This window comes from Burkholderia sp. MSMB1588 (assembly GCF_001546925.1).
Classification (GTDB): Bacteria; Pseudomonadota; Gammaproteobacteria; order Burkholderiales; family Burkholderiaceae; genus Burkholderia; species Burkholderia humptydooensis.
The window spans coordinates 378,043-402,434 of sequence record NZ_LNJS01000001.1; the positions used below are offsets into that span (position 1 = coordinate 378,043).

The following is a 24,392-nucleotide window of genomic DNA, read 5'->3' on the forward strand; positions in this document are numbered from 1 at the left end:
CGAACAGCTCGCGCGAACCCGTCGCCCGCGCCGCCGCGCGCCTCGGCGACGCATCGAGAGGCACGCGCTCACGCGATCCGCGCGAGCCGCACGATCGTGTCGACCTGCATCGCGACCGCGTCCGGAATCGGAATTTCGCCGCGCATCACGGAATCGGTCCATGCGGCCGTCGTCGCGGCGTCGCGCGATGCGGGCAGCTCGACGGGCGGCGCGTCGGACGACGAGCGCGCCGGTTCGACGACCGTCTCGCAGAGCCCGTCGTGCAGCCAGTCGACCTGCACCTGACGGCGCGTATCGGCCACCGCCTCGCCTTCGGTGCCGCGCGCGAGCAGCGCGCCGCCCGCCGCGGCCGCCGGATGATCGCGAAACAGCTCGACGAGGCTGTCGCGATACGGCGGATGCGTGTAGTTGACGAGCCGCAGCCCGGCGGGCTCGAACGGCTGCAGCAGCTTGACGATCGTGTGCGTCGAATTGCGCACGCCGAGCACGCGCCGCAACGCGATCAGCCGCGCGAGCTTCGGCGCGAGCACGTCGATCGGCGCGAACGCGACGCGGCGCTCGGCGAGCGTGTCCTCGATCTCGTCGTGCGTGCCGCCGGGCGCAATCGACAGCTCGGTGAAAATCTCCGCGCTCGTCACGCGGCCCGGGTCCTCCACCACGCCGTGCACGAGCACCGGCACGCCTTCGCGCGCGAGCAGCAGCGCGAGGAGCGGCACGAGGTTCGGCTGCCTGCGCGCGCCGTTGTAGCTCGGGATCGACACGGTGCGGAACATCGCGTCCTGCACGTGCAGCGGCTCGAACGACGCGTGCGCGGCGGCGAGCATCGCCGCGAGCTCGGCGGCCGTCTCGCCTTTGAGCCGGTATGCGATCAGCACCGCGCCCAGCTCGATGTCGGACACGCGGGCGTCGAGCATCGCGCGGAACAGCGCGAATGCGTCGTCGTACGGCAGCGCGCGTGCGCCGTTGGGTCCGCGCCCGATTTCCTTGATCAAGCGGGCGCAGGAAAAGTGGTCGGGCTGCTGGCTGGCGTTGGCGTCGGATTCGGTCATCGAGGGGAAGGGGCCGCGGCCGTCGCGGTTTCGGCGATCAGGCGGCGCAGCTCGGGTATGCAGGAACCACACTGAGTACCGCATTTGAGCCGTTCTTGCAAGTTCGCGAGCCGCTCGCCGGGCGCCGCGGACGGCGCGTCGGCCGCCAGCACCGCGCCGATCTCGCGCTCGCCCACGCCGACGCAGTTGCAGATCGTGCGGCCGCGCGCAGGCGCTGCCTGCAGCGGCACGCGGCCGGCGAACAGCAGCAGGCGGCCGAGCGCGCCGACGCTCGCGCCGCTGTCGACGTACTCGCGCAGCACGGCCGCGCCGTCCTCGGTCGTGCCCGCCGCGCCGGCGACGGAGAACGCGACGAGCGCGCCGTCGACGATCCGCACGCGCCGGCCGGCGCCGCGCCGCGCGTCGCCGTAGCTCATCACGTCGGCCGCCTGCGCGGGCAATTCGAAAAGCGCTTCGATTTCGCGCTGCAGCCCGGCGGGCGCGGGCTCGTACGCGGCGACGCGCCATGCGAGGCCTGCGTACACGTCGGTGCCGAACGGCACGCAGCTCGCATACGGAAAGCGCGCGAAGAACGCGCGCGCGGCCCGCTGGCGCGCGAGCAGCTCGCCAGCCGGCACGCGCGCGGCGATCAGCCAGCGCCACGGCAGATCGGCCTTCAGCAGCTTGATCGCCGCGTGCTTGAGTTCCGGCTGCTGCGAATACGGGTCGCGCGCCGGCGTCGTCAGCGCGTTGATGCCCATTGCCGCGCGGTTGCCCGCGACGCCCGACACGTATTCGTCGCCCCAGTGCATCGGCGCGAACGCCTGGCCGGGGACGACCGCGTCGTCGGCGCGCGCGGGCAGGAGCGCGCTGCCGCGCCGCGACGTCAGGTGGACGAAATCGTGCGGGCCGAGTTCGAGCCGCGCGCAGTCGCCGGGATTGAGCTCGACGCACGGCTGCGGCGCGTGGGCGAACAGCTTCGCAACCGAGCCCGTGCGGCTGCCGCCGTGCCACTGGTCGCGCAGGCGGCCTGTCGTCAGCGCGAAGCGGTAGCGCGCGTCGACGGCCTCGGCGACGGGGTGATACGGCGTCGGCACGAAGCGCGCGCGGCCGTCGCCGGTCGGAAAGCGCCCGTCGGCGTACAGGCGCGCGAGGCCCTGCACGGCGCCCGCCGGAAACGGCCATTGCTGCGGGCCGTCGCGCGCGAGGAGCGGCCATGACAGCCCGCCGATGTCGCAGTCGCGGCCGATCGTCGTCGCGCGGTGCTCGTTCCATATCGCTTCGGCGTCTTCGTACGGAAAGAGCGTCGGGCGGCCGGGCGCGAGCCGCGCTTCGAGCCGGCGGCCGACGTCCGCCGCGATCCGCCAGTCGGCGCGCGCGTCGCCGTACGGCTGCGTCGCCGCGCGCACGCGCGAGATCCGCCGCTCGGAGTTCGTCACCGTGCCTTCCTTCTCGCCCCACGTCGCCGCGGGCAGCAGCACGTCCGCGTACGGCGCGGTGCCCGTGTGCGCATACGCGTCCTGCAGCACGACGAATTCCGCGCGCTCGAGCCCCGCGCGCGCGACCGCCTGGCCCGGAATCGAATGCGCGGGGTTCGTGCAGACGATCCAGATCGCTTTCAGCGCGCCTTCGGCGAGCTGCTCGAACATCTCGACCGCGGTCAAGCCCGGCTTCGCAGGCAGATCGGGCACGCCCCAGAGGCCGGCGATCTCGGCGCGATCGGCCGGGTTCGCGAGATCGCGGTGCGCGGACGCGAGCGTCGCCATGCCGCCCACCTCGCGGCCGCCCATCGCGTTCGGCTGGCCCGTCAGCGAGAACGGCCCCGCGCCGGGCTTGCCGATCTGGCCCGTCGCGAGATGCAGGTTGACGAGCGCGACGTTCTTCGTCGTGCCGCTCGCCGACTGATTGAGCCCCTGGCAATACAGCGACAGCGACGGCCCCGCGCCGAACCAGCGCGCGGCCTGCACGACGTCGTCCGCGCGCAGCCCGCACACTTGCGCGGCCGCGGCGGGCGTCGCGTCGCGCACCGCATCGCGCAGCGCGTCGAAGCCCTGCGTGTGCGCGGCGATGAATGCGGAATCGAGCGCGCCGTCCCAGATCAGCACGTGCAGCATCGCGTTGAACAGCATCGTGTCGGTGCCGGGCTGCAGCGCGAGATGCAGCGTCGCGTCGCTCGCCGAATCGGTGCGGCGCGGATCGGCGACGATCACCTTCATCTGCGGATTGCGCGCGCGCGCCGCCTCCAGCCGCCGGTAAAGGATCGGATGCGCGTAAGCGGGGTTCGCGCCCGCGATCAGCACGGTGCCCGCGTGATCGAGGTCTTCGTAGCTGCACGGCGGCGCGTCGGCGCCGAGCGTCCTCTTGTAGCCGACGACGGCCGAGCTCATGCAGAGCCGCGAGTTCGAATCGATGTTGTTCGTGCCGACGAGCCCTTTCGCGAGCTTGTTGAAGACGTAGTAGTCCTCGGTCAGCAGTTGGCCGGAGATGTAGAAGCCGACCGCGTCGGGCCCGTGCTGCTCGACGATGCGCGCGAGGCGCCGCGCGACGTGATCGAGCGCGTCGTCCCACGGCACGCGCGTGCGTGCCGCGTCGCGCGATGCGCGCAGCTCCGGATGCGTCGCGCGCGTCTGCGCGTAGCGCTCGGGCGTGGCCGTCAGATGCAGCGTGCTGCCTTTCGAGCACAGGCGCCCGAAGTTCGCCGGGTGGTCGGAATCGCCGCGCACGCCGACGATCGTGTCGCGGCCGTTCGCGTCGCACCGGGTTTCGATCACGACGCCGCAGCCGACGCCGCAATAGCAGCACGTCGAACGCGTTTCGCGCACGGCGCCGGGCGTGTGTTGCGCGATGGGCTGCGCGGGCGTGTCGACCGTCATGTGGCGGCGTCCGGCGATGCGAGCGGCGCCGGCTGCGACGCATCGTCGACGCCGAGCGTCGCGAGCTCGGTGCGCGCGAGCAGCACCGCGCCGCCGTCGCGCTTCACGCTGAAGACGGTCGTGCAGCCTTCGTCGGGCGGCAGCGCGCAGCCGCTCGCGAACGCGACATTGAAGCCGTGCAGCGGACACGTGACCTGCTCGCCGTGGACGATTCCCTGCGACAGCGGGCCGCCCTTGTGCGGGCAGCGATCGAGGAGCGCGAACACCGCGTCGCTCGCGGTGCGAAAGAGGGCGATCGGCGCGCCGGCGGCCCGCGTGAGAACGCGTGCGCCGAGCGGCGGGATGTCGTCCAGTTGGCAGACGGCGATCCATTCGGGTTGCGTGGCGGACATGATTCGAATTCCTGGCTGATTGACGGGGCTCGTGGGCGGCGCGATGCGCGGCGCATCACGCATCGGCGGGGGCCACCGCGATCGGGATGAACTGGCGCAGATCGACCTGCGCGTCCTGCGTGTCGTGCCACGGGTCCGGCTCGTCCTTCAGCGCGAACTGCAGCCGCTCCCACAGCGCGCGGCGGTTCCCGGCGTCGTCTAGCACGCGCGCCTTCACGTGGTCGAGGCCGACGCGCTCGAGGTAGTGCACGGTGCGCTCGAGATACCAGCCTTCCTCGCGATACAGTTGCAGGAACGCGCCCGCGTATTCGAGCACTTCTTCGTGCGTCTTCACCTTGCAGAAGAACTGCGCGACCTCGGTCTTGATTCCGCCGTTGCCGCCGACGTAGATCTCCCAGCCCGAATCGACGCCGATCACGCCGACGTCCTTGATCCCCGATTCCGCGCAGTTGCGCGGGCAGCCGGACACCGCGAGCTTCACCTTGTGCGGCGCGTACATCCGCCACAGCGCGCGCTCGAGCTGCTGGCCCATCAGCGTCGAATCCTGCGTGCCGAAGCGGCACCATTCGGAGCCGACGCAGGTCTTCACAGTGCGCAGCGCCTTCGCATACGCGTGGCCGCTCGGCATGCCGAGGTCGCGCCACACGCCGGGCAGATCCTCCTTCTTCACGCCGAGCAGATCGATGCGCTGGCCGCCCGTCACCTTGACGGTCGGGATCGCGTATTTGTCGACGACGTCGGCGATGCGGCGCAGCTCGCCGGCGCTCGTCACGCCGCCCCACATCCGCGGCACGACCGAATACGTGCCGTCCTTCTGGATGTTCGCGTGCGCGCGCTCGTTGATGAAGCGCGACTGCGGATCGTCCTTCGCGTCGTGCGGCCACGTGCTGATGCAGTAGTAGTTGAGCGCCGGGCGGCAGCTCGAGCAGCCGTTCGGCGTGCGCCATTCGAGAAAGCGCATCGCGTCCGGCACCGACAGCAGCTTGTGCTCGCGGATCGCCGTGCGTACTTCGGCATGCGTATGATCGGTGCAGCCGCATACGGGCTTCGCCTTCGGCGACGCCGAGTAGTCGCCGCCCAGCGTCGACATCAGGATCTGCTCGACGAGGCCCGTGCACGAGCCGCACGACGCGGACGCCTTCGTGTGCTTGCGCACGTCGTCGAGCGTGAAGAGGCCTTTCTCCTTGATCGCCGTGACGATCGTGCCCTTGCACACGCCGTTGCAGCCGCACACCTCGGCGTCGTCGGCCATCGCCATCGCGCGCGTCTCGCCGCTGTGGCCGGTGTCGCCGAGACCCGTCTCGCCGAACATCAGCGTGTCGCGGATGTCGGCGATGTTGCGGCCCTCGCGCAGCAGCTTGAAGTACCACGCGCCGTCCGCCGTGTCGCCGTACAGGCAGGCGCCGACGATCTTGTCGTCCTTGATCACGAGCTTCTTGTAGACGCCCGCGATCGGATCGGACAGCGTGATGTCCTCCGTGTCGCCGCCGCCGAGGAAGTCGCCCGCGGAGAACAGATCGATGCCCGTGACCTTGAGTTTCGTCGACGTCACCGAGCCCGTGTAGCGGCCGATGCCGAATTGCGCGAGATGGTTCGCCGCGACCTTCGCCTGCTCGAAGAGCGGCGCGACGAGGCCGTACGCGATGCCGCGATGGCTCACGCATTCGCCGACCGCGTAGATGCGCGGATCGTAGGTCTGCATCGTGTCGCTCACGACGATCCCGCGGTTGCAATAGAGGCCCGCGCTTTCGGCGAGCGCCGTGTTCGGGCGAATGCCGACCGCCATCACGACGAGATCGGCCTTGCATTCCTCGCCATCCTTGAAGCGCACCGCGCGCACGCGGCCGCTGTCGTCGCCGACGAGCGCCTGCGTTTCCTTCGGCATCAGAAATGTCAGGCCGCGCGCCTCCAGCGACGCGCGCAGCAGGCCGCCCGCCTTCGCGTCGAGCTGGCGCTCGAGCAGCGTCGGCGCGAGGTGCACGACCGTCACGCTCATCCCGCGCAGCTTCAGGCCGTTCGCCGCCTCGAGGCCGAGCAGGCCGCCGCCGATCACGACCGCGTGCGTGTGCTGCGCGGCGGCGTCGATCATCGCCTGCGTGTCCGCGATGTCGCGATAGCCGAGCACGCCGTCGAGATCCGCGCCCGGAATCGGCAGCATGAACGGAGTCGAGCCGGTCGCGAGCAGCAGCCGGTCGTACGCGGCCTCGGTGCCGTCCTCAGCGATCACGATGCGCTTCACGCGATCGATCTTCACGATCTGCTTGCCGACGTGGAGCGTGATGCCGTGCGATTCGTACCACGCGTAATCGTTGAGGACGATCTGATCGAGCGTCTGCTCGCCCGCGAGCACGGGAGACAGCAGGATCCGGTTGTAGTTCGGATGCGGTTCGGCGCCGAATACCGTCACGTCGTACAAATCGGGCGCGAGCTTGAGCAACTCTTCGAGCGTGCGCACTCCGGCCATGCCGTTGCCGACCATCACCAGCTTCATCTTCCGCATCGGGGATCTCCTGACTGGGCCGCTTGTCGTGGGGGCCCATGTTCGATGGACGGAAAACAGCAATTGCCATGCCACTTTTTATTTGGCCGCTATTTAGAAGGCGGCCGGCCGATCGCGCGGCAATCGTGCGCGCGCGCGTGGTGCGCCGGCACACGGCCGATGCGCCATTTCGCACGCGAAGCGTGCATTGCCGCAGTTGCGCACCAGCAAAGTGCCGCCGGATCGGCCGCGCGAACCGGCGCGCCGCGTTACACTTGCGGCCGTTGCCGCGGCGTTCGGCGTGACGAAGCGCTCGAACGCCCGCCCGGCGGCTTCGCGGCGCGCGCCGCCCGTCGCGCCCGAGCGCCGGCGAGAAGATCGACGATCGAGAGATGGAGGGACATTGATGAAGCTATATAGCTATTTCCGCAGTTCGGCGGCGTTTCGCGTGCGCATCGCGCTGCATCTGAAGAAGCTGCCGTTCGATTACGTGCCCGTGCATCTGCTGCGCGACGGCGGCCAGCAACTGACGGACGACTATCGCGCGCTCAACCCCGACGCGCTCGTGCCGACGCTCATCGACGGCGATTCGCCGCTGCAGCAGTCGCTCGCGATCGTCGAATACCTCGACGAAGCGTATCCGGACGTGCCGCTGTTGCCGAAGGCGCCCGTCGACCGCGCTTACGTGCGCGCGATCGCGCTGCAGGTCGCCTGCGAGATTCATCCGCTGAACAACCTGCGCGTGCTGAAGTATCTGAAGCACACGTTGCAGGTTGACGACTACGCGAAGGACGCGTGGTATCGCCACTGGATCGAGGACGGCTTCAAGTCGCTCGAAGCGCGTCTGTCGAGCGATCCGCGCGCGGGCAAGCTGTGCTTCGGCGATGCGCCGACGCTCGCCGATCTGTGCGTCGTGCCGCAGGTGTTCAACGCGCAGCGCTTCTCGATCGGCCTCGAGCGGTTTCCGACGATTCAGCGCATCCACGATCATGCGATGACGCTCGACGCGTTCAAGGCGGCCGCGCCCGCCGCGCAGCCGGACGCCGAGTGAGCGCGGCATCGGCGGCGCGCCGATGAAAAACGGGCGCCTTGCCGAACCGCGCCGCCAGACGCCGGGCATCGGGCCCGACGTTGACGTGCGGTTCGCGCAAGGCGCCCCTTTTCACGGCGGCGGCTGCGTCCCGCCAGAGGGATCGGCTGCCCGGCTTATCCGAGCAACGCGTCCGCGAATTCCTCCGCGCTGAACGGTTGCAGATCCTCGACCTTCTCGCCGACGCCGATGAAGTACACGGGAATCGGCCGCTGACGCGCGATCGCGGCGAGGATGCCTCCCTTCGCGGTGCCGTCGAGCTTCGTGACGATGAGGCCCGTGAGGCCGAGCGTGTCGTCGAACGCCTTCACCTGCGCGAGCGCGTTCTGGCCGGTGTTCGCGTCGATGACGAGCAGCACCTCGTGCGGCGCGCCGTCGTGCGCCTTGCCGATCACGCGCTTCACCTTCCGGAGCTCTTCCATCAGATGCAACTGCGTCGGCAGGCGGCCCGCGGTGTCGGCCATCATCACGTCGATGTTGCGCGCGCGCGCGGCGCTGACCGCATCGAAGATCACCGCGGCCGGATCGCCGCTTTCCTGCTGGACGACGGTCACGTTGTTGCGCTCGCCCCAGATCGCGAGCTGCTCGCGCGCGGCCGCGCGGAACGTGTCGCCCGCGGCGAGCAGCACCGACTGATTGAAGCTCTGCAGATGCTTCGCGAGCTTGCCGATGCTCGTCGTCTTGCCCGCGCCATTCACGCCCGCGATCATCATCACGAGCGGCTGCGCGCGGCCGAGCACGAGCGACTTCTCGAGCGGCGTCAGCAGATCGACGAGCAGGCCGCGCAGCGCGTCCTTCACCTGTTGCGGATCGGTGAGGCGGCCCGTGCGCACCTTCTCGCGCAGCGCGCCGAGCAGATGCTCGGTCGCGTCGATGCCGGCGTCGGACATCAGTAGCGCCGTCTCGAGTTCCTCGTAGAGTGCGTCGTCGATCTTCGTGTTGACGAACACGTTCGTGATGCTCGAGCTCGTCTTCGCGAGGCCGGACTTCAGCCGTGCAATCCACGATTTCTTCGCGGCCGGCTCGGGCGCGGGCGGCGGCACGATCTCGACCGTCTCGACGACGCCGTTGCGGCCGTTCGACGACGGCGTGACCGTCATCACGACGGACGGCGCGGGCTTGGCGCTCGCGCGAGCCGCTGCTGCTGCTGCGGCGGCGGAGGGCTGCGGCTGCCCGACCGGCGATTCCGGCGCCGCGGCGGCGGGGGAGGCGGGCGGCGTTTCGGCGCGCGCGACCGGCGCGGTGGGCGCGTCGACTCGCGTGGCCTCGGGCGCGGCCGGCGCGCGGGCGTCGTCCTGCGGCGCGTCGGGCGCTGGCTGCGGCTCGGCCGGTGCGGCATCGGGCGCTTTCTTGAATCGTTTGAAGAAGCTGAACATGGTTTCGCTTGCGGAAGAGGCGGGGCGCGGCACCGGGTGCGCCGGCCGGCCGGGCTCCGTGCAAAAGAGCCCGGCGGCGCGCATGCGGCGGGTTCGCGCGCTGCAAACCCGGCATTTTATCAGGCGCTCGCGCTTCGCCGTGCGGCGGCGGCATGGCGGGCGCGCCGCTTGTGGTAACGTGCGCGTCATCGCGGCGCATCGCGCCGTTTCAGCCGGTTCATTCCGTTTCCAACGCTTCCGTATCGAATCTTCCGCATGTCCCGTTCCTCTACGGCGCGGCCGCAGGCGCAGCGAGCCCTAGCGGCCGGCCGCGGCAAGCCGCACACGATCCGCATCATCGGCGGCGACTGGAAGCGCACGCCGCTTCCGGTGCTCGACCTGGACGGCCTGCGTCCGACGCCAGACCGCGTGCGCGAGACGATCTTCAACTGGCTCGGCCAGCATCTCGAAGGGCGGCGCTGCCTCGACCTGTTCGCGGGCAGCGGCGCGCTCGGCTTCGAGGCGGCGTCGCGCGGCGCGGCGAGCGTCGTGATGGTGGAGCGCCATCCGCGCGCCGCGCGGCAACTGCGCGCGCTGAAGGACAAGCTCGCCGCGCGCGCGGTCGAGGTCGCGGAGGCCGACGCGCTGCGCATCGCGGCGGGCCTCGCGCCGCGCTCGTTCGACGTCGTGTTCGTCGATCCGCCGTTCGGCGACGCGGCCGCGTTCGCGCGCGCGCTCGAACTCGCGCCGGAGCTCGTCGCGCCGGGCGGCTTTCTGTACGTCGAGACGGGCGCGCTGCTCGATCCGTCAGCGCATGCGTCGCTCGCCGGCTGGCAGGTGACGCGGCGCGGCAAGGCGGGCGCCGTCCACTATCATTTGCTGCAACGCGAAAATGATGAATAATGCGCGTTCCAAACGAGGCGCCGCGTGCAGCCGCGTGCAGTCGCGACGTGCGCCCATGTCGGCGGCCGCGCATGACGCGCATGGCCGTGTGACCCCAATTGCTCGATGACAGGAGGAGCGACATGGTAGTCGCCGTGTACCCAGGTACGTTCGATCCGCTGACGCGAGGCCACGAGGATCTCGTGCGGCGCGCGTCGAGCATTTTTGATACGCTGGTTGTCGGCGTCGCCGACAGCCGTGCGAAGAAGCCGTTCTTCTCGCTCGAGGAACGTCTGGAGATCGCGAACGAGGTGCTGGGCCATTACCCGAACGTGAAGGTGATGGGCTTTACCGGCCTCTTGAAGGATTTCGTGCGCGCGAACAACGCGCGCGTGATCGTGCGCGGCCTGCGCGCGGTGTCAGACTTCGAGTACGAGTTCCAGATGGCGGGGATGAACCGCTACCTGCTGCCCGACGTCGAGACGATGTTCATGACGCCGTCGGACCAATACCAGTTCATCTCGGGCACGATCGTGCGCGAGATCGCGCAGTTGGGCGGCGACGTCAGCAAGTTCGTGTTCCCGTCGGTCGAGAAATGGCTGACTGAGAAGGTGGCCGCGATGGCCCAGGGGCCGTCCGCGTGAGCGCTCGCGCGCGCGGCAGGCGGCCCGGAGCGGCCGGCCGCGCGCCGGCGGAAGTGAGACCAGTATGGCTTTGATGATTACCGACGAGTGCATCAATTGCGACGTGTGCGAGCCCGAGTGCCCGAACGGCGCGATTTCGATGGGCCCGGAAATCTATGTGATCGATCCGGACAAGTGCACCGAGTGCGTCGGTCATTTCGACGAACCGCAGTGCCAGCAGGTGTGCCCGGTCGAATGCATCCCGCGGGACCCGGGTCGTCCCGAGACGAAGGATCAGTTGATGGCGAAGTATCGCGCGCTGATCGCGGCGGAGAAGAACGGCGCGTGACGCGCCGCGCGGCGGCCGGCGCGACGGCTGGGTCGTCGCCCTCCGCCTGTGCGCGGTGACGGCGGCCGATTCGCCGCCCGCCGTATTTTTCCCGCATCGCTTTGGCTCGCGCGTCGACCGCGCGAGCCGCCCGTTACGCGAGCAATTCGCGCAGCGCGGCGACGAGCGCGTCGCATTCGGCGTCGGTGCCGACCGTGATGCGCAAATGCTGGTCGATCCGCGGCAGCTTGAAGTGCCGCACGAAAATCTCCCGCTGCTTCAGTTGCGTGGCAAGCGTCGCCGCATCGTGGCGAGGATGGCGCGCGAACACGAAATTCGCCGCCGACGGCACGATGTCGAAGCCGAGCGCGGCGAGTGCGGCGACGAGCCGCTCCCGGCTCGCGATCACCTGCTTGCGCGTCGCTTCGAACCACGCGGCGTCCTCGTACGACGCCTGCGTCGCGACCTGCGCGAGACGGTCGAGCGGGTACGAGTTGAAGCTGTCCTTCACGCGCGTGAGCGCGTCGATCAGCGCGGCGTCGCCGAACGCGAAGCCGACGCGCATGCCGGCGAGCGAGCGCGCCTTCGACGCGGTATGCACGACGAGCAGGTTCGGGTAGCGCGAGATCAGCGACACGGCCGATTCCGCGCCGAAGTCGACATACGCCTCGTCGATCACGACGACCGAGCCCGGATTCGCGGCGACGATCCGCTCGATGTCGGCAAGCGGCAGCGCGCGGCCCGTCGGCGCGTTCGGATTCGGGAACAGCACGCAGCCGGCGTCGTCGAGATAGTCGTCGACGACGATCGAGAAATCCTCGGCGAGCGGCACCGTCTGGTATTCGACGCGATAGAGCCGCGCATAGGTCGGATAGAAGCTGTACGTGATGTCCGGGAAGCGCAGCGGCCTGTCGTGCCGCAAGAGCGCCTGGAACACGTGCGCCAGCACTTCGTCGGAGCCGTTGCCGGCGAACACCTGCTCGGGCGCGATCCCGTGGTGGGCGGCAACCGCTTCGCGCAGCTTGCGCGCGACGGGGTCGGGATAGCGGCGCAGCGCCTCGCCCGTGTCGCCGAGCTCGCGCCGGATCGCGTCGACCGCGCGCGGCGACGGCGGATACGGATTCTCGTTCGTGTTCAGCTTGACGGGATGCGCGAGCGCCGGCTGCTCGCCCGGCACGTACGGCTCGAGTTGATGGACGATGTCGCTCCAGTAACGGCTCACCACGTGGCTCCTGATGCGGTAAAACGACGAGCTTAACCGATGCGCGCGGCTCACGCGCCGTTGCGATGCAACTGCATCATCGCGCGCTCGGTCTCGCCCTTGACGACGGTCGGCATCACGGCGAGCGCGCGCTCGATCGCGGCGTCGATCACGTCCTGCTCTTCCTTGCGCGGCGGCTTCAGCACGAAGTTCGCGACATCGGGCTTCGCGCCCGCGCGCGCGCTTTCGGGAATCAGGTCGCGCGGATGGCCGATGCCGATCCGCAGCCGCCAGTATTGTTGCGAAGACAGGTGCGCGGAGATGTCCTTCAGGCCGTTGTGGCCGCCGCTGCCGCCGCCGAGCTTCAGCTTGACCGCGCCGGGTGGCAAGTCCAGCTCGTCGTGCGCGACGAGGATTTCGTTCGGCAGCAGCTTGAAGAAATGCGCGAGCGCGACGACCGATTGGCCGGAACGGTTCATGTACGTCTGCGGCTCGAGCAGATGCACTTCGTCGCCGAAGAGGCGCGCCTTCGCGTACAAGCCGTGGAAGCGCCGCTCGTCGCGCAGCGTCGCGCCGGCTTCGCGCGCGAGCTGGTCGACGAGCCAGAAGCCCGCGTTGTGGCGCGTCGCCGTGTATTCCGCCCCGGGATTGCCGAGGCCGACGATCAGTTTGATCATGATGAATGCTTGCCCGTCAGGGCTCGCCCTCGCGGGCTGCAAAATGAAAAAACCCGCCGGGCAAGCCGCGGCGGGTCTCGTCGACCGTCGTGCGAAACGGTTCGAAAGGCGGGTCCGAAGGGCGCTCAGGCAGCCGGCGTTTCGCCTTCGCCCGCAGCCGCTTCTTCCGACACGGCGCCAGCCGGGATCGTCGCCAAGGCGACCACGGGGTTTTCCGCGTCGGCGTGCGGGGTCAGCGCGACGCCGTTCGGCAGCGCGATGTCCTTCACGTGCAGCGATTGGCCCGCTTCGATCTTCGACAGATCGACTTCGAGGAATTCCGGCAGGTCGGCCGGCAGGCACTCGATTTCGATTTCCGTCACGACGTGCGACACGACCGCGCTCGACAGCTTCACGGCCGGGCTCGTTTCCGCGTTCAGGAAGTGCAGCGGCACCTTCGTGTGCAGCTTCTTCTTCGGATCGATGCGTTGGAAGTCCACGTGCAGCACGAGCTGACGGAACGGATGGTATTGCACGTCACGCAGCAGGACGCGTTGCGACTTGCCGGCCACTTCGAGATCGAGGATCGACGAGTGGAAGGCTTCCTTCTTCAGCGCGTGCCACAGGGCGTTGTGATCGAGTTCGATCATTTGCGGGGCTGCTTCACCGCCGTACACGATACCCGTGGTCTTACCGGCGTTGCGCAGGCGGCGGCTCGCACCCGTACCTTGCTGTTGGCGCTCGAAAGCGACGACTTTCATGTGTTTCTCCATGTGCTGCCCGCGACCAGGCAGTAAAACGGGGCCCCGCGACAGCATGAGGCCCCCGATCGATGGCCGGGGGTTCGTCGGTCCCGGCCGATTGTGCAAAAAGCGAAGCTCGTCGCTTCGCTTTTTGCGCTAAACCATTTTGCGGCGGATCGCTTTACGATTCCGCGAACAGCGACATCACCGAATCGCCGCGGCGGATCCGCGAGAACGTCTCGGCGAGGAGGCCCGCGCTCGACAGCGCGCGGACCTTCGAGCACGCGAGCGATTCGGCGGACAGCGGAATCGTATCGGTGACGACGAGCTCGTCGAGCGCCGAAGCGGCGATCCGGTCTGCCGCGCCGCCCGACAGCACCGGGTGCGTCGCATACGCGAACACCTGCTTCGCGCCGCGCTCCTTCAGCACTTGCGCGGCCTTGCAGAGCGTGCCTGCCGTGTCGACCATGTCGTCCATGATCACGCAGGTGCGGCCTTCGACTTCACCGATGATGTTCATCACTTCGGCGACGTTCGCCTTCGGACGACGCTTGTCGATGATCGCCAGGTCGCAGTTCAGTTGCTTCGCGAGCGCGCGGGCGCGCACGACGCCACCGACGTCCGGCGACACGACGAGCAGATCCGGGTAGTTCTGCTTGCGCAGGTCGCCCAAGAGGATCGGCGTCGCATAGATGTTGTCGACGGGGATGTCGAAGAAGCCTTGAATCTGGTCGGCGTGCAGATCCATCGTGATGATCCGCTCGACGCCGGCGATTTCCAGCATGTTCGCGACGATCTTCGCGGAGATCGCGACGCGCGCCGAGCGCGGGCGGCGATCCTGGCGCGCGTAGCCGAAGTAGGGGATGGCGGCGGTGATCCGGCCGGCGGATGCGCGCTTGAGCGCATCGACCATGATCATCAGTTCCATCAGGTTGTCGTTCGTCGGCGCGCACGTCGATTGCAGGACGAAGACGTCCTTGCCGCGCACGTTTTCCTGGATTTCGACCTGAATCTCGCCGTCGGAGAAACGGCTGACCATCGCTTTGCCGAGGGGAATACCAAGAATTTTGACGACTTCCTGAGCAAGCGCGGGATTGGCGTTGCCAGTAAAAACCATCAGGCCGTCATGGCTGCTCATCGTGCACCTGCTTCAGGCTTAGGCGGGAAATGCGGGAAAGAAATTTTGGCAGGGGAGGAAGGACTCGAACCCTCGCATGCCGGAATCAAAATCCGGTGCCTTGACCAACTTGGCGACTCCCCTACACTAAACTTTTAGCTCCATCGGAAGTGTAGGCCATCCGGTGAAGCGAAACTTTATGACGCGAAAGCGAAGAATGGATGTTCACCCAAGCTCTCGGCAACTGCGCTATTCCAGCCGGCCGGCAGTTTGGCTTGCGCCGCTTCTGCTTCAGCCTCGCTCTTGAACGCCGCAAACACACTTGCTCCAGAGCCGGTCATCCGCGCGGGGGTCAGATTATAAAACCACTCGACCACCTTTGCAACTTCCGCGTACTTGCTTGTCACAACCTGCTGCATGTCATTCCGGCCGAAGCTGTCTGGCCATCCTGCAGTGCAGTTTCGCTGTGCAAGAAAGTCCGTAATTGTGATGGGTTTCGAATTTCTTGTCAACGATTTTTCGGAAAAAATCGCTGCTGTCGGAACGTGAACCCGTGGTGTCACAACCAGGAACCAGCGAGCCGGTAATTCTACAGCTTGTAGCGTTTCCCCGATACCCTCTGCGAATGCATTTTTTCCGAAGACGAAGAACGGCACGTCGGCGCCGAGCTTCACTGCGAGCGATTGCAACGTTGCGCGCGGCAAGTCGAGCTTCCAGAGGCGGTTGAGCGCAAGCAAGGTCGTCGCCGCGTCCGAGCTGCCGCCGCCAAGGCCCGCGCCCATCGGCAGCCGCTTGTCGATCTCGATGTCGACGCCCGCCGCGACGCCCGCATGCGCTTTCAGCAGCGACGCCGCGCGCACGACGAGATCGGTTTCCTCGGGCACGCCCGGCACGTCGGTCTTGCGCGACACCTTGCCGTCGTCGCGCAGCGTGAAATGCAACGTGTCGCCCCAGTCGAGTAGCTGGAACACGCTTTGCAGCTCGTGGTAACCGTCCGGGCGGCGGCCCGTGATGTGCAGGAACAGGTTCAGTTTCGCCGGGGCGAGGCAGTCGCGCAGCGAGCGGGTCGTATCGGTCATGCTAAGGCAGCTTGGTCGGGCAAAAGCGCGTGTTCAGCGGTCGAGCACGAGCTTGATGTCGAGGGGCGGCGTCTGCCGCACCAGGTTGATGCGTTTCACGCCGGCGGCCGGCGCGTCGGCGTATGCGAGGTAATCGATGGTCCAGCCGTCCTGGCGGATTTCCTTGATTCGCGTGCCGTCCTGCGGATCGCGCACCGTCGTCGCGGGCGTTGCGGGCGACGGCGTCGGCAGCAGCCAGTAGCGCAGGCCGTCGAGCGGCAGCGCGAAGCCGAGCGCGCGCTGCATCAGCTCGCCGACGTCGGGCGCGAATTGCGGTTGACGATTCGGCAATTCGAGCGACGCGCCGTCCGGCGCGGACTTCACGATCGCGAGCGTCTGGCCGAGCGGGTTGCGCAGTTCGAGCGACACGTTCGTGCCTTGCTGCTGCCAGTCGAAATTGCCGTAGACGTTGCGCGGATAGCCGAGCTGATCGTGGTACTGGACCGCGAAGCGGCCCGTGTACGCGCGATTCTGCTCGGTCTGCAGCGCGTTCGGCGCGGTGACGGGCGCGCGCTGCGGCTGCGTCGCGCAGCCGGCGAGCGCGACGGCGGCCGCGGCCGCAGCGGCGAGGGCGAAGCCGCGCGCGCTGCGCGCATGCGGCCGGGCAAAACGCGGCATCGTCATCAAAGTCCGTTTACCTCAAGGCGCTTGAGCGTCTGCACGAGCGTGTCGTTGTCGGGCTCGAGCTTCTGCGCGGCGCGCCACGCGGCGCGCGCTTCGTCGCGCGAGCCGCTCTTCCACAGCACTTCGCCGAGATGCGCGCCGATTTCAGCGTTTGGCTGCAGGTCGTAAGCGCGTTTGAGGATCGTCGTCGCGCCTGCCGTGTCGCCGAGGCGGTACTTGACCCAGCCGAGGCTGTCCATGATGAACGCGTCGTTCGGCGCGAGCGAACTCGCCTTCTCGATCAGCTTGCTCGCTTCCTGCAGGCGCAGGTTGCGGTCGGCGAGCGAATAGCCGAGCGCGTTGTATGCCTGCGGATTGTCCGGCTGCGCGCGCATCAGCAGGCGCAACTGCTGTTCCATCATCGTGTACTGGCCGATCTTCTCGCACGCCATCGCGTAGTCGTAGCGCAGATCGGGATCGTCCGGGAAATCCTCGACCGCCTGCGCGAGCCGGTCCGCGGCCTCCTTGTAGCGTCTCGACGTGAAGAGGATCGACGCATCGGTGCGCGCGATCACCGCGGCGTCGCGCGGATCGGACGCCTGCAGGTTCGCGAGCAGCTTGCGCGCTTCGTCGGTCTTGCCCTGCTTCTGCAGCAGTTGCGCGCGCGTGACCTGCGCGGGCACGTATTGCTGGCTCGATTCGTCGACCTTGTCGAGCCATTGCGCGGCGAGCGCCTCGTTGTTCTGGTCGAGCGCGATCTGCGCGAGATACACGTACGCCTGCCCGACGTCCGCCCCCGGCTTCTTCTGCGTGACCTTCACGTATTGCTTCAGATACGCGGTCGCGTCGTCGAGGTGCTTCTGCTGGATCTTGATGAGCGCGATCGCCATCAGCGGCGTCGGGTCGCTCGAATCGTTGCGGCGCATCGCGTCGAACTGTTTCTGCGCGTCGTCGAGGCGATCGTCGGCGAGATACAACTGCGCGAGCGCGAGGCGGCCGTCGCGCGACTTCGGATTCTGCTGAACGAACTTCTCGAACGATGCAACCCCGGCCGCGCGCTCGTCCGGCCCCATCTGCGACAGCATCAGCGCCGCCGGCAGATAATCGGGCTTGATGCGCAGCGCTTCCTTCAGCGATTGCGTCGCGCCGTCCTTGTCGTCGGTCGCGAGCTGCTGGCGCGCGATCGCGAACCGCGCCTCCGGCCGGTTCATGTCGTTCTTCAGCAGATCCTGAAGCACCGTCAGGCCGCCGACGCGGTTCGGTCCGCGCGCGAGCAGCGCCTGCAGCGCGATGATCGCCTGGCCGCGGCTGTCGCCCGTCGCGCGCGCGAGTTCCTGCGCGAGCATCGGCTGCGCCTCGGCCGGCTTGCCGCCGAGCACGAGGAGCGCGGCGTCGACCTGCGCGGCGCGCTGCGAGCCCGGCGAATACTCGCGCCACAGATTCGCGGCCGTCAGCGCGTCCGCCGGGCTCTGCGCGGCGAGCGCGATCTCGGTCGCCCGCTGGGCCATGCGTGGATCGCGCGTGTCGCGCGAGAGCGCGAGGTAGGTCTGGTACGCGGGCGCGGGAAGATTGCGTTGCAGCGCGACCTCGGCCGCGAGCACCTGGTAGACGATCTGGCTCGTCAGCGCGACGTTCGGCAGATCCTTCTGCTCTTCCGGCAGCGTCGACGCGAATGCGCCCTGAGGGGCTTCGTCGCCTGCGTCGTCTTGCGCGTGAGCGGGGAATGCGGCGAGCGCCCACGCCGCGACGAGCGCAGCGCCGATCGCGCGGCGCACCGGAACGGCGCGCGGGCCGCGCGCAGCGGCAAGGCGCTTCTGGGACAGCTTCGAGGGCAAGGTCATGGAAATCCGTTCAATGTTTCAGCCGATTGTAACGCGCTCGCTACAATACGCGCACCATCGCCATCAGCCAGATAGAGACCCGTAAAACATGCCAGAGTTGCCGGAAGTCGAGGTTACGCGCCGAGGCATCGAGCCGTTCGTCGCCGGGCGGCGCGTGCAGCGCGTCGACGTGCGCACCGCCATGCTGCGCTGGCCCGTGCCCGCCGGCTTCGCCGAGCTGCTCAGGTCGCGCGAGGTGCTGCGCGTCGAGCGGCGCGGCAAGTACCTGCTGTTCGAAGTCGACGCCGGATGGTTCATCGTCCATCTCGGCATGACGGGCACGCTGCGCGTGCTGCCGAACGACGCGCCGCCGCCCGCGCCGGCGAAGCACGATCACGTCGACTGGATCTTCGACGAGTTCGTGCTGCGCTTTCGCGATCCGCGCCGCTTCGGCGCGGTGCTCTGGCATCCGCGCGACGCGGGCGACGTGCACGCGCATCCGCTCCTCGCGAGCCTCGGCGTCGAGCCGTTCTCGGCCGCGTTCTCGGGCGCGCTCCTCTTCAAGCGCACGCGCGGGCGCACGGTGTCCGTCAAGCAGGCGCTGCTCGCGGGCGACATCGTCGTCGGCGTCGGCAACATCTATGCGTCCGAAAGCCTCTTTCGCGCCGGCATCCGGCCGACCACGGCGGCGGGGCGCGTATCGCTGCCGCGCTACGAGCGGCTCGCCGACGCGGTGCGCGCGACGCTCGCCGCCGCGATCGAGCGCGGCGGCAGCACGCTGCGCGACTTCGTCGGCAGCAACGGCGAGAGCGGCTATTTCCAGCTCGACTGCTTCGTCTACGATCGCGCGGGCGAGCCGTGCCGCGTCTGCGGCGCGGCGATCCGCCAGATCGTCCAGGGGCAGCGATCCACCTATTTCTGTCCGAATTGTCAGCGTTAAGAACTTGAAACCGCCCCGCATTCCTCCCGCGCCGCCCGTCATCACGCCGCTTCACGCGGCCTTCGCGCCGACGCTGATCGCCTGGCAGCGCAAGCACGGCCGCCACGACCTGCCGTGGCAGAACACCCGCGATCCGTACCGGATCTGGCTGTCGGAGATCATGTTGCAGCAGACGCAGGTGTCGACCGTCGTGCCGTACTACGTGCGCTTTCTCGAGCGTTATCCGGACGTCGCCGCGCTCGCGGCCGCGCCGATCGACGACGTGATGGCGCTTTGGGCCGGGCTCGGCTACTACTCGCGCGCGCGCAATCTGCACCGCTGCGCGCAGGCGGTCGTCGAGCTGCACGGCGGCGCGTTCCCGGGCTCGCCCGAAGCGCTCGCCGAGCTGCCGGGCATCGGCCGCTCGACGGCCGCGGCGATCGCGTCGTTCGCGTTCGGCGCGCGCGCGACGATCCTCGACGGCAACGTGAAGCGGGTGCTCGCGCGCGTGTTCGGCGTCGAAGGCTTTCCGGGCGACAAGCGCGTCGAGAACGAGATGTGGGCGCTTGCCGAGGCGCTCTTGCCGGATGTGGCCGAACAGGCCGACGTCACGGCGTACACGCAGGGCCTGATGGATCTCGGCGCAACGCTTTGCGTGCGCGGCAAGCCCGATTGCGCGCGCTGCCCGTTCGCGGGCGATTGCGTTGCCGATCGCAGCGGCCGGCAGCGCGAGCTGCCCGCCGCGCGCCCGAAGAAGGCGGTGCCGACGCGCCGCACGTGGATGCTCGTGCTGCGCGACGGCGACGCGGTGCTGTTGCAGCGGCGCCCGCCCGCGGGCATCTGGGGCGGCTTATGGAGCCTGCCCGAAGCGGACGGCGACGCGGCGCTCGCGCGGCGCGCGCGCGAATTCGGCGGCGCGGCGCTCGTGCCGCTCGCGCCGTTCACGCATACGTTCACGCATTTCAAGCTCGAGATCGAGCCGCGGCTCGCTGAGCTCGACGGCGCAGCGGGCGGCGCGTTGCAAGCGGCCGACGACGAGACCGCATGGGTCGCGCTCCACAAGCTCGACGCGTACGGCGTGCCCGCGCCCGTGCGCAAATTGCTCGACGGGTTGAGCGGGTCGTTGCTGTAGGCGCTGTAACTGCGGCAGGCGGGGTGGCCGCGCGGGGGCCGAAGTGGAAGCGAATGGCGCCGCCGTTTCCGGCGCGGCGCGCCTACAACCACCCGTGACGATTCAACTCCCGATGAACCGCATCGATGCGCGCGCCGACATCGGGGAATTCCATCAGCTTCTGCCGCGCGCGCAGATCGAGCGGCAGCACTTCGGCGAGCCGGTTCGACACCCACGTAGGGTCGTCGAACCGAAACGGCTCCGCGAACGGCAGCTCGGCTTCGGATTTGCGCAGCACTTCGACGATCCGGTCGAGCGCCTCCGCGCACGCGCCGAACTGCGCGAGCGCGTCGTCGCCTTCGAGCGGGATGTCGTCCTGCATCGGCTCCGCGATGCCGACGAGCAGGCCGTTCGCCTCGACCCGGTGCGACAGCAACTCGAAGCGCTGCGTGCCGATCGTGCGCAGCAACAGCATGCCGAATTCGCCGGTATCGCATTCGATGATCCGCGCCATGCAGCCGATCGTTTCGGGCACCGATACTTCGCCTTCCTGAGCGACTTCCGGGCCGCTCTTCAGCAGGCACACGCCGAACGGCGCGTCGTCGCGCAGGCATGCGCGCGCCATGTCCAGATAACGCGCCTCGAAGACTTTCAGTGGCAGCAGCCCGCCCGGGAACAACACCGTATGCAGCGGGAAGAGCGGCAAATCGATGAGCGTGGTCGACAGAGAGGACATGGCGGGCCCGGGAAAAGTGAGCGGCGCTAGGTCACGAGCCGCGACGACGCGTCCACGGCGACGGGCGCGTCACGATGCCGCACGATCACGTTGGCCTGCCGCGACAGACGCGCGGCGAGCGTCTCCGCGAGAAACACCGACCGATGCTGGCCGCCCGTGCAGCCGATCGCGACCGTCAGGTAGCTGCGGTTGTCCTCGCGGAAATGCGGCAGCCACTTGACGAGAAACGACTCGATGTCGTCGAGCATCTGATGGACGACGGGCAGCGCGTCGAGAAACGCGACGACCGGCTGGTCGACCCCGGTGAGCGGGCGCAGCTCATGGTCGTAATACGGGTTCGGCAGCGCGCGCACGTCGAACATGAAATCGGCGTCGAGCGGCACGCCGCGCTTGAAGCCGAACGATTCGAACATCAGCACGAGATCGTCGTTCTTCTGCTCGATGAAGCGCTTGACCCACGTGCGCAGCACGTTCGCGCGCAGATTGCTCGTGTCGATCTGATGGCCGAATTCGGCGAGCGGCGCGACGAGGTCGCGCTCGCGCTCGATCGCCTCTTCGAGCGACACGAGAAGGCCGACGTCCGCGTCGTGCGACGGCGAGCCCGACAGCGGATGGCGGCGGCGCGTCTCGGAGAAGCGCTGGATCAGCGCCTGCGTGCTCGCGTTCAGGAACAGCACGCGCACGTCGTGCTCGCGCGACAGCGCGCGGATGAGGCCCGGCATTTCGTCGAGCGACGCGCTCGAGCGCGCGTCGATCGCGACGGCGAGCCGGTTCTGGCCTTCGTTCGCGAGGTAGCGGGCGAGCTCGGGCAGCACGTGCGGCGGCAGGTTGTCGACGCAATAGTAGCCCGCGTCCTCGAGCGCGTTCAGCGCGACGGACTTGCCTGAGCCGGAGATGCCGGTGATGAGGACAATGCGCATGGAAAGAGGAAATCCTGACGTTTCATCATAGCACCGGCTCGTTGCGCGAGCGTGGCGGGCGCGAGGCCGGCGCGGGTTACACGAGCTTGCCGGGGAACTGGCTGTCCGGGTCCTGCATCGCGAGGCGCTGGCGATCCATGAAATCGCGCAGCGTGTCGATGCCGCGCAGTTGCAGGATCGTGTTGCGCACCGCCGCCTCGACGAGCACCGCGAGGTTGCGGCCCGCCGCGACCTGGATCGTCACCTTGCTGATCGGCAGGCCGAGCACGTCGACGGTCTGGCTTTCGAGCGGCAGCCGCTGGAACTCGCCGTCGGGCCGGCGCACGAGCTGGACGATCAGCTTGAGCTTCATCTTCCGGCGCACCGCGGTTTCGCCGAAGATCGTCTTGATGTCGAGAAGGCCCAGGCCGCGCACTTCGAGCAGGTTCTGCAACAGCGGCGGGCAGCGCCCTTCGACGAAATCGGGGCCAAGTCGAACGAAGTCGACCGCGTCGTCGGCGACGAGCCCGTGGCCGCGGCTGATCAGCTCGAGGCCGAGCTCGCTCTTGCCGAGGCCCGAATCGCCCGTCAGCAGCACGCCCATCCCGAGGATGTCGAGGAACACGCCGTGCAGCGTCGCGCGCGGCGCGAGGATGCGCGACATGTACAGGCGCAGGCTGTCGATCACCGCGGCGGCCGACATCGGCGTCGTGAAGAGCGGCGTCGACGAGCGAGTGCAGCGCAGGACGAGCTCGGGCGGCGCGGCGGCGCCGCCCGCGACGACGAGAAACGGCGGCTCGAGCGCGATCAGCTCGGCCATGTGGCGCGAGCGGTCTTCGTCGGTCTGGCGCTGGTAGTAGTCGATCTCGGCCTCGCCGAGCACCTGGATCCGGTTCGGGTGGATCAGGTTCAGGTGGCCGACGAGATCGGCGCTCGACGTCGCGTTCGCCACCGTGTCGGCGGAAAAGCCGCGTTCCCAGCCTTCATGCCCCGTCAGCCAACTGAGCTTCAGCATGGCTGCGTTGTCGTCGAAGATGCTCTGGGCGTTGATGCTGGACGTATCCATGAGTCCGTCACTCCAAGGAGCCGGCGCCCTGGCGCTGCAACGACGGTTGCGGCGCCGGCCCGGCGGCGGGCGGCTCGGCTCGGCGGCGCGGGCCGCGACGCAATGGGGAACGAACCGCCCCGATCAGCCTAAGGTTGCCACTGAGTCAGGAGTCGATGCAACTCGTCGCGGTCCGGTTCGGTATGCAGACGCTCGCGCGTGTCGCGGTCGGACAGCAACTGGGCGATTTCGGAAAGGATTTCGAGGTGCGCCTGCGTCGCCTGCTCGGGCACGAGCAGGAAGATCAGCAGCGACACGGGCTGGCCGTCCGGCGCTTCGAACGGGATCGGCTCGGCGAGCCGCACGAAAGCGGCGAGCGGGTGCTTGAGCCCCTTGATCCGGCCATGCGGAATGGCGACGCCCTCGCCGAGGCCCGTCGAACCGAGACGCTCGCGCGCGAACAGATTGTCGGTGACGGTGCTGCGGGCGATGCCGTTCTGATTCTCGAAGATCAGGCCGGCTTGTTCGAAGACGCGTTTCTTGCTGGTGACGGAGAGATCGATGACGACGTTCTCCAGAGGCAGGATTTTGGCTAGGCGATTCATGTTGGCAGGCGTAGGGGCGGCCTGGGGTCTCCTCGCGGCGGACTGATTTTCCATGTCGGTCAAAAAGGACGGCGTTAGGCGACGGAGACCTGTGAAGCGCGGCGAACCGGCTCATCGCCCCCGATAATAACCGAGACATTATAGAGCACTGCAGACGGCGCCGCGCACCGCGCAAAACGTCGGGAATCGCTCGGGGCGCGGCGCATCCGCGTCGCGCCGCAGCGGTTTGCACAATAAAAAACCGCCCGTCGAGGCGGGCGGTTCGGCTGGCGCTGTCGCGCCGCGATCATTGCGGCGGCAGCTCGATCTGTTCGGCAGCCTGCTGGTGCTTGATCGGCTCGTGCGTGTGCGTCTGCAGGCGCTCCATGTGCTTGACGACCTGGCGGTCGAGCTTGTCGATCAGCAGATCGATCGCCGCGTACAAATCGCCGTTCGCACTTTCGACGAAGATATCCTTGCCCTTCAGATGCAGCGTGATTTCCGCCTTTTGCCGCTTGTCCTTCTCTTTGTGGTTGTCGACCGTGAGGATCACTGCGCCATCGATGACCTGATCGCTATGGCGTAGCACCCTGTCGAGCTTGGTGATCACGTATTCGCGGATAGCAGGCGTGACTTCGAGATGGTGTCCACTGATCTTCAGGTTCATAGTGCTTCTCCAAGCTAATGACCACCTTCCGCATAGAGGCGGCATGCCTGCCGATTCTGTTGCCGACGCTCGTGGTGAGCAAGCATCGGTCGGCCGGCTTTGCCGTCGACGATGCGGCGGCCG

The 24,392-nt window shown here is 68.2% G+C and carries 23 protein-coding genes and 1 tRNA gene; 6 read left to right on the forward strand and 18 right to left on the reverse strand.

The annotated features are described in order from the left end of the window. Positions 1-68 precede the first annotated feature (68 nt). Genes ybiB through nirB form a run of 4 tightly spaced genes read right to left on the reverse strand, consistent with a single transcriptional unit; the run spans position 69 to position 6,793 of the window. On the reverse strand, positions 69-1,049 hold the full coding sequence (gene ybiB, locus WS92_RS13520) for a DNA-binding protein YbiB (protein ID WP_059932628.1): 981 nt from the start codon (positions 1,047-1,049) through the stop codon (positions 69-71). Continuing rightward, positions 1,046-3,901 (reverse strand): nitrate reductase, encoded by a 2,856-nt coding sequence (locus tag WS92_RS13525; protein WP_059932626.1) that lies wholly within the window; start codon positions 3,899-3,901, stop codon positions 1,046-1,048. Before WS92_RS13525 ends, ybiB begins: the two co-directional genes overlap by 4 nt. Beyond that, positions 3,898-4,293, reverse strand: a complete 396-nt coding sequence (locus WS92_RS13530; protein ID WP_059932624.1) for a nitrite reductase (NAD(P)H) small subunit — start codon at positions 4,291-4,293, stop codon at positions 3,898-3,900. Before WS92_RS13530 ends, WS92_RS13525 begins: the two co-directional genes overlap by 4 nt. A gap of 55 nt (positions 4,294-4,348) precedes the next feature. Continuing rightward, positions 4,349-6,793 carry a nitrite reductase large subunit NirB gene (nirB, locus tag WS92_RS13535; protein WP_059932622.1) on the reverse strand — a complete coding sequence of 815 codons (2,445 nt, stop codon included), beginning with the start codon at positions 6,791-6,793 and terminating at the stop codon, positions 4,349-4,351. Between the two features lie 385 nt (positions 6,794-7,178). Between nirB and maiA the strand changes: the two genes are divergently transcribed. Next, positions 7,179-7,823 carry a maleylacetoacetate isomerase gene (maiA, locus tag WS92_RS13540; RefSeq protein WP_010676309.1) on the forward strand — a complete coding sequence of 215 codons (645 nt, stop codon included), beginning with the start codon at positions 7,179-7,181 and terminating at the stop codon, positions 7,821-7,823. A 155-nt stretch (positions 7,824-7,978) separates the two neighbouring features. Here maiA and ftsY read toward each other — a convergent pair whose 3' ends face one another. Continuing rightward, complete coding sequence (ftsY, locus tag WS92_RS13545) at positions 7,979-9,238, reverse strand: signal recognition particle-docking protein FtsY (protein WP_059932620.1); 1,260 nt, start codon at positions 9,236-9,238, stop codon at positions 7,979-7,981. A 255-nt stretch (positions 9,239-9,493) separates the two neighbouring features. Here ftsY and rsmD point away from each other — a divergent pair, with 255 nt between their 5' ends. From rsmD to WS92_RS13560, 3 genes are all read left to right on the forward strand, one after another. Continuing rightward, positions 9,494-10,120 carry a 16S rRNA (guanine(966)-N(2))-methyltransferase RsmD gene (gene rsmD / locus WS92_RS13550; RefSeq protein WP_059932618.1) on the forward strand — a complete coding sequence of 209 codons (627 nt, stop codon included), beginning with the start codon at positions 9,494-9,496 and terminating at the stop codon, positions 10,118-10,120. 122 nt (positions 10,121-10,242) lie between these two features. Next, on the forward strand, positions 10,243-10,743 hold the full coding sequence (coaD, locus tag WS92_RS13555) for a pantetheine-phosphate adenylyltransferase (RefSeq protein WP_010676314.1): 501 nt from the start codon (positions 10,243-10,245) through the stop codon (positions 10,741-10,743). Between the two features lie 64 nt (positions 10,744-10,807). Then, on the forward strand, positions 10,808-11,071 hold the full coding sequence (locus WS92_RS13560) for a YfhL family 4Fe-4S dicluster ferredoxin (protein ID WP_059932616.1): 264 nt from the start codon (positions 10,808-10,810) through the stop codon (positions 11,069-11,071). 133 nt (positions 11,072-11,204) lie between these two features. On the opposite strand, the gene hisC is transcribed toward WS92_RS13560, so the two are convergent. The 8 genes from hisC to WS92_RS13600 all read right to left on the reverse strand — a co-directional run bounded on the left by hisC (position 11,205) and on the right by WS92_RS13600 (position 18,329). Next, positions 11,205-12,272: a histidinol-phosphate transaminase gene (gene hisC / locus WS92_RS13565; protein WP_010676316.1), complete on the reverse strand. Its 1,068-nt coding sequence runs from the start codon at positions 12,270-12,272 to the stop codon at positions 11,205-11,207. Positions 12,273-12,322: 50 nt separating this feature from the next. Continuing rightward, complete coding sequence (gene pth, locus WS92_RS13570; protein ID WP_015602324.1) at positions 12,323-12,928, reverse strand: aminoacyl-tRNA hydrolase; 606 nt, start codon at positions 12,926-12,928, stop codon at positions 12,323-12,325. A 125-nt stretch (positions 12,929-13,053) separates the two neighbouring features. After that, positions 13,054-13,668 (reverse strand): 50S ribosomal protein L25/general stress protein Ctc, encoded by a 615-nt coding sequence (locus WS92_RS13575; protein WP_059932706.1) that lies wholly within the window; start codon positions 13,666-13,668, stop codon positions 13,054-13,056. A gap of 163 nt (positions 13,669-13,831) precedes the next feature. Next, the gene (locus tag WS92_RS13580) at positions 13,832-14,788 is read right to left on the reverse strand and encodes a ribose-phosphate pyrophosphokinase (protein ID WP_006024484.1); all 957 of its coding nucleotides are present in this window, start codon (positions 14,786-14,788) and stop codon (positions 13,832-13,834) included. Between the two features lie 46 nt (positions 14,789-14,834). Further along, positions 14,835-14,911, reverse strand: a tRNA-Gln gene (locus tag WS92_RS13585). A 53-nt stretch (positions 14,912-14,964) separates the two neighbouring features. After that, complete coding sequence (gene ispE / locus WS92_RS13590; RefSeq protein ID WP_015600162.1) at positions 14,965-15,846, reverse strand: 4-(cytidine 5'-diphospho)-2-C-methyl-D-erythritol kinase; 882 nt, start codon at positions 15,844-15,846, stop codon at positions 14,965-14,967. A gap of 33 nt (positions 15,847-15,879) precedes the next feature. Beyond that, positions 15,880-16,512: a lipoprotein insertase outer membrane protein LolB gene (lolB, locus tag WS92_RS13595; protein ID WP_061083860.1), complete on the reverse strand. Its 633-nt coding sequence runs from the start codon at positions 16,510-16,512 to the stop codon at positions 15,880-15,882. Then, entirely contained in the window at positions 16,509-18,329 is a 1,821-nt protein-coding gene (locus WS92_RS13600) for a tetratricopeptide repeat protein (RefSeq protein WP_059932612.1), read from the reverse strand. Before WS92_RS13600 ends, lolB begins: the two co-directional genes overlap by 4 nt. An 88-nt stretch (positions 18,330-18,417) precedes the next feature. Here WS92_RS13600 and mutM point away from each other — a divergent pair, with 88 nt between their 5' ends. Both mutM and mutY read left to right on the forward strand, forming a co-directional pair. Beyond that, entirely contained in the window at positions 18,418-19,248 is an 831-nt protein-coding gene (gene mutM / locus WS92_RS13605; protein WP_015600791.1) for a bifunctional DNA-formamidopyrimidine glycosylase/DNA-(apurinic or apyrimidinic site) lyase, read from the forward strand. A gap of 4 nt (positions 19,249-19,252) precedes the next feature. Further along, positions 19,253-20,359 (forward strand): A/G-specific adenine glycosylase, encoded by a 1,107-nt coding sequence (gene mutY, locus WS92_RS13610; RefSeq protein WP_059932611.1) that lies wholly within the window; start codon positions 19,253-19,255, stop codon positions 20,357-20,359. A gap of 82 nt (positions 20,360-20,441) precedes the next feature. On the opposite strand, the gene WS92_RS13615 is transcribed toward mutY, so the two are convergent. From WS92_RS13615 to raiA, 5 genes are all read right to left on the reverse strand, one after another. Next, positions 20,442-21,074, reverse strand: a complete 633-nt coding sequence (locus tag WS92_RS13615; protein WP_009911186.1) for an LON peptidase substrate-binding domain-containing protein — start codon at positions 21,072-21,074, stop codon at positions 20,442-20,444. A 26-nt stretch (positions 21,075-21,100) separates the two neighbouring features. Beyond that, positions 21,101-21,994 carry an RNase adapter RapZ gene (rapZ, locus tag WS92_RS13620; protein WP_006024491.1) on the reverse strand — a complete coding sequence of 298 codons (894 nt, stop codon included), beginning with the start codon at positions 21,992-21,994 and terminating at the stop codon, positions 21,101-21,103. Between the two features lie 76 nt (positions 21,995-22,070). Then, positions 22,071-23,039, reverse strand: coding sequence for an HPr(Ser) kinase/phosphatase (gene hprK, locus WS92_RS13625; RefSeq protein ID WP_004195225.1), 969 nt, complete (start codon positions 23,037-23,039; stop codon positions 22,071-22,073). A 128-nt stretch (positions 23,040-23,167) separates the two neighbouring features. Beyond that, positions 23,168-23,677 carry a PTS IIA-like nitrogen regulatory protein PtsN gene (ptsN, locus tag WS92_RS13630; protein WP_004534308.1) on the reverse strand — a complete coding sequence of 170 codons (510 nt, stop codon included), beginning with the start codon at positions 23,675-23,677 and terminating at the stop codon, positions 23,168-23,170. Positions 23,678-23,909: 232 nt separating this feature from the next. After that, on the reverse strand, positions 23,910-24,269 hold the full coding sequence (raiA, locus tag WS92_RS13635) for a ribosome hibernation-promoting factor, HPF/YfiA family (protein ID WP_006024493.1): 360 nt from the start codon (positions 24,267-24,269) through the stop codon (positions 23,910-23,912). Positions 24,270-24,392: the final 123 nt, after the last annotated feature.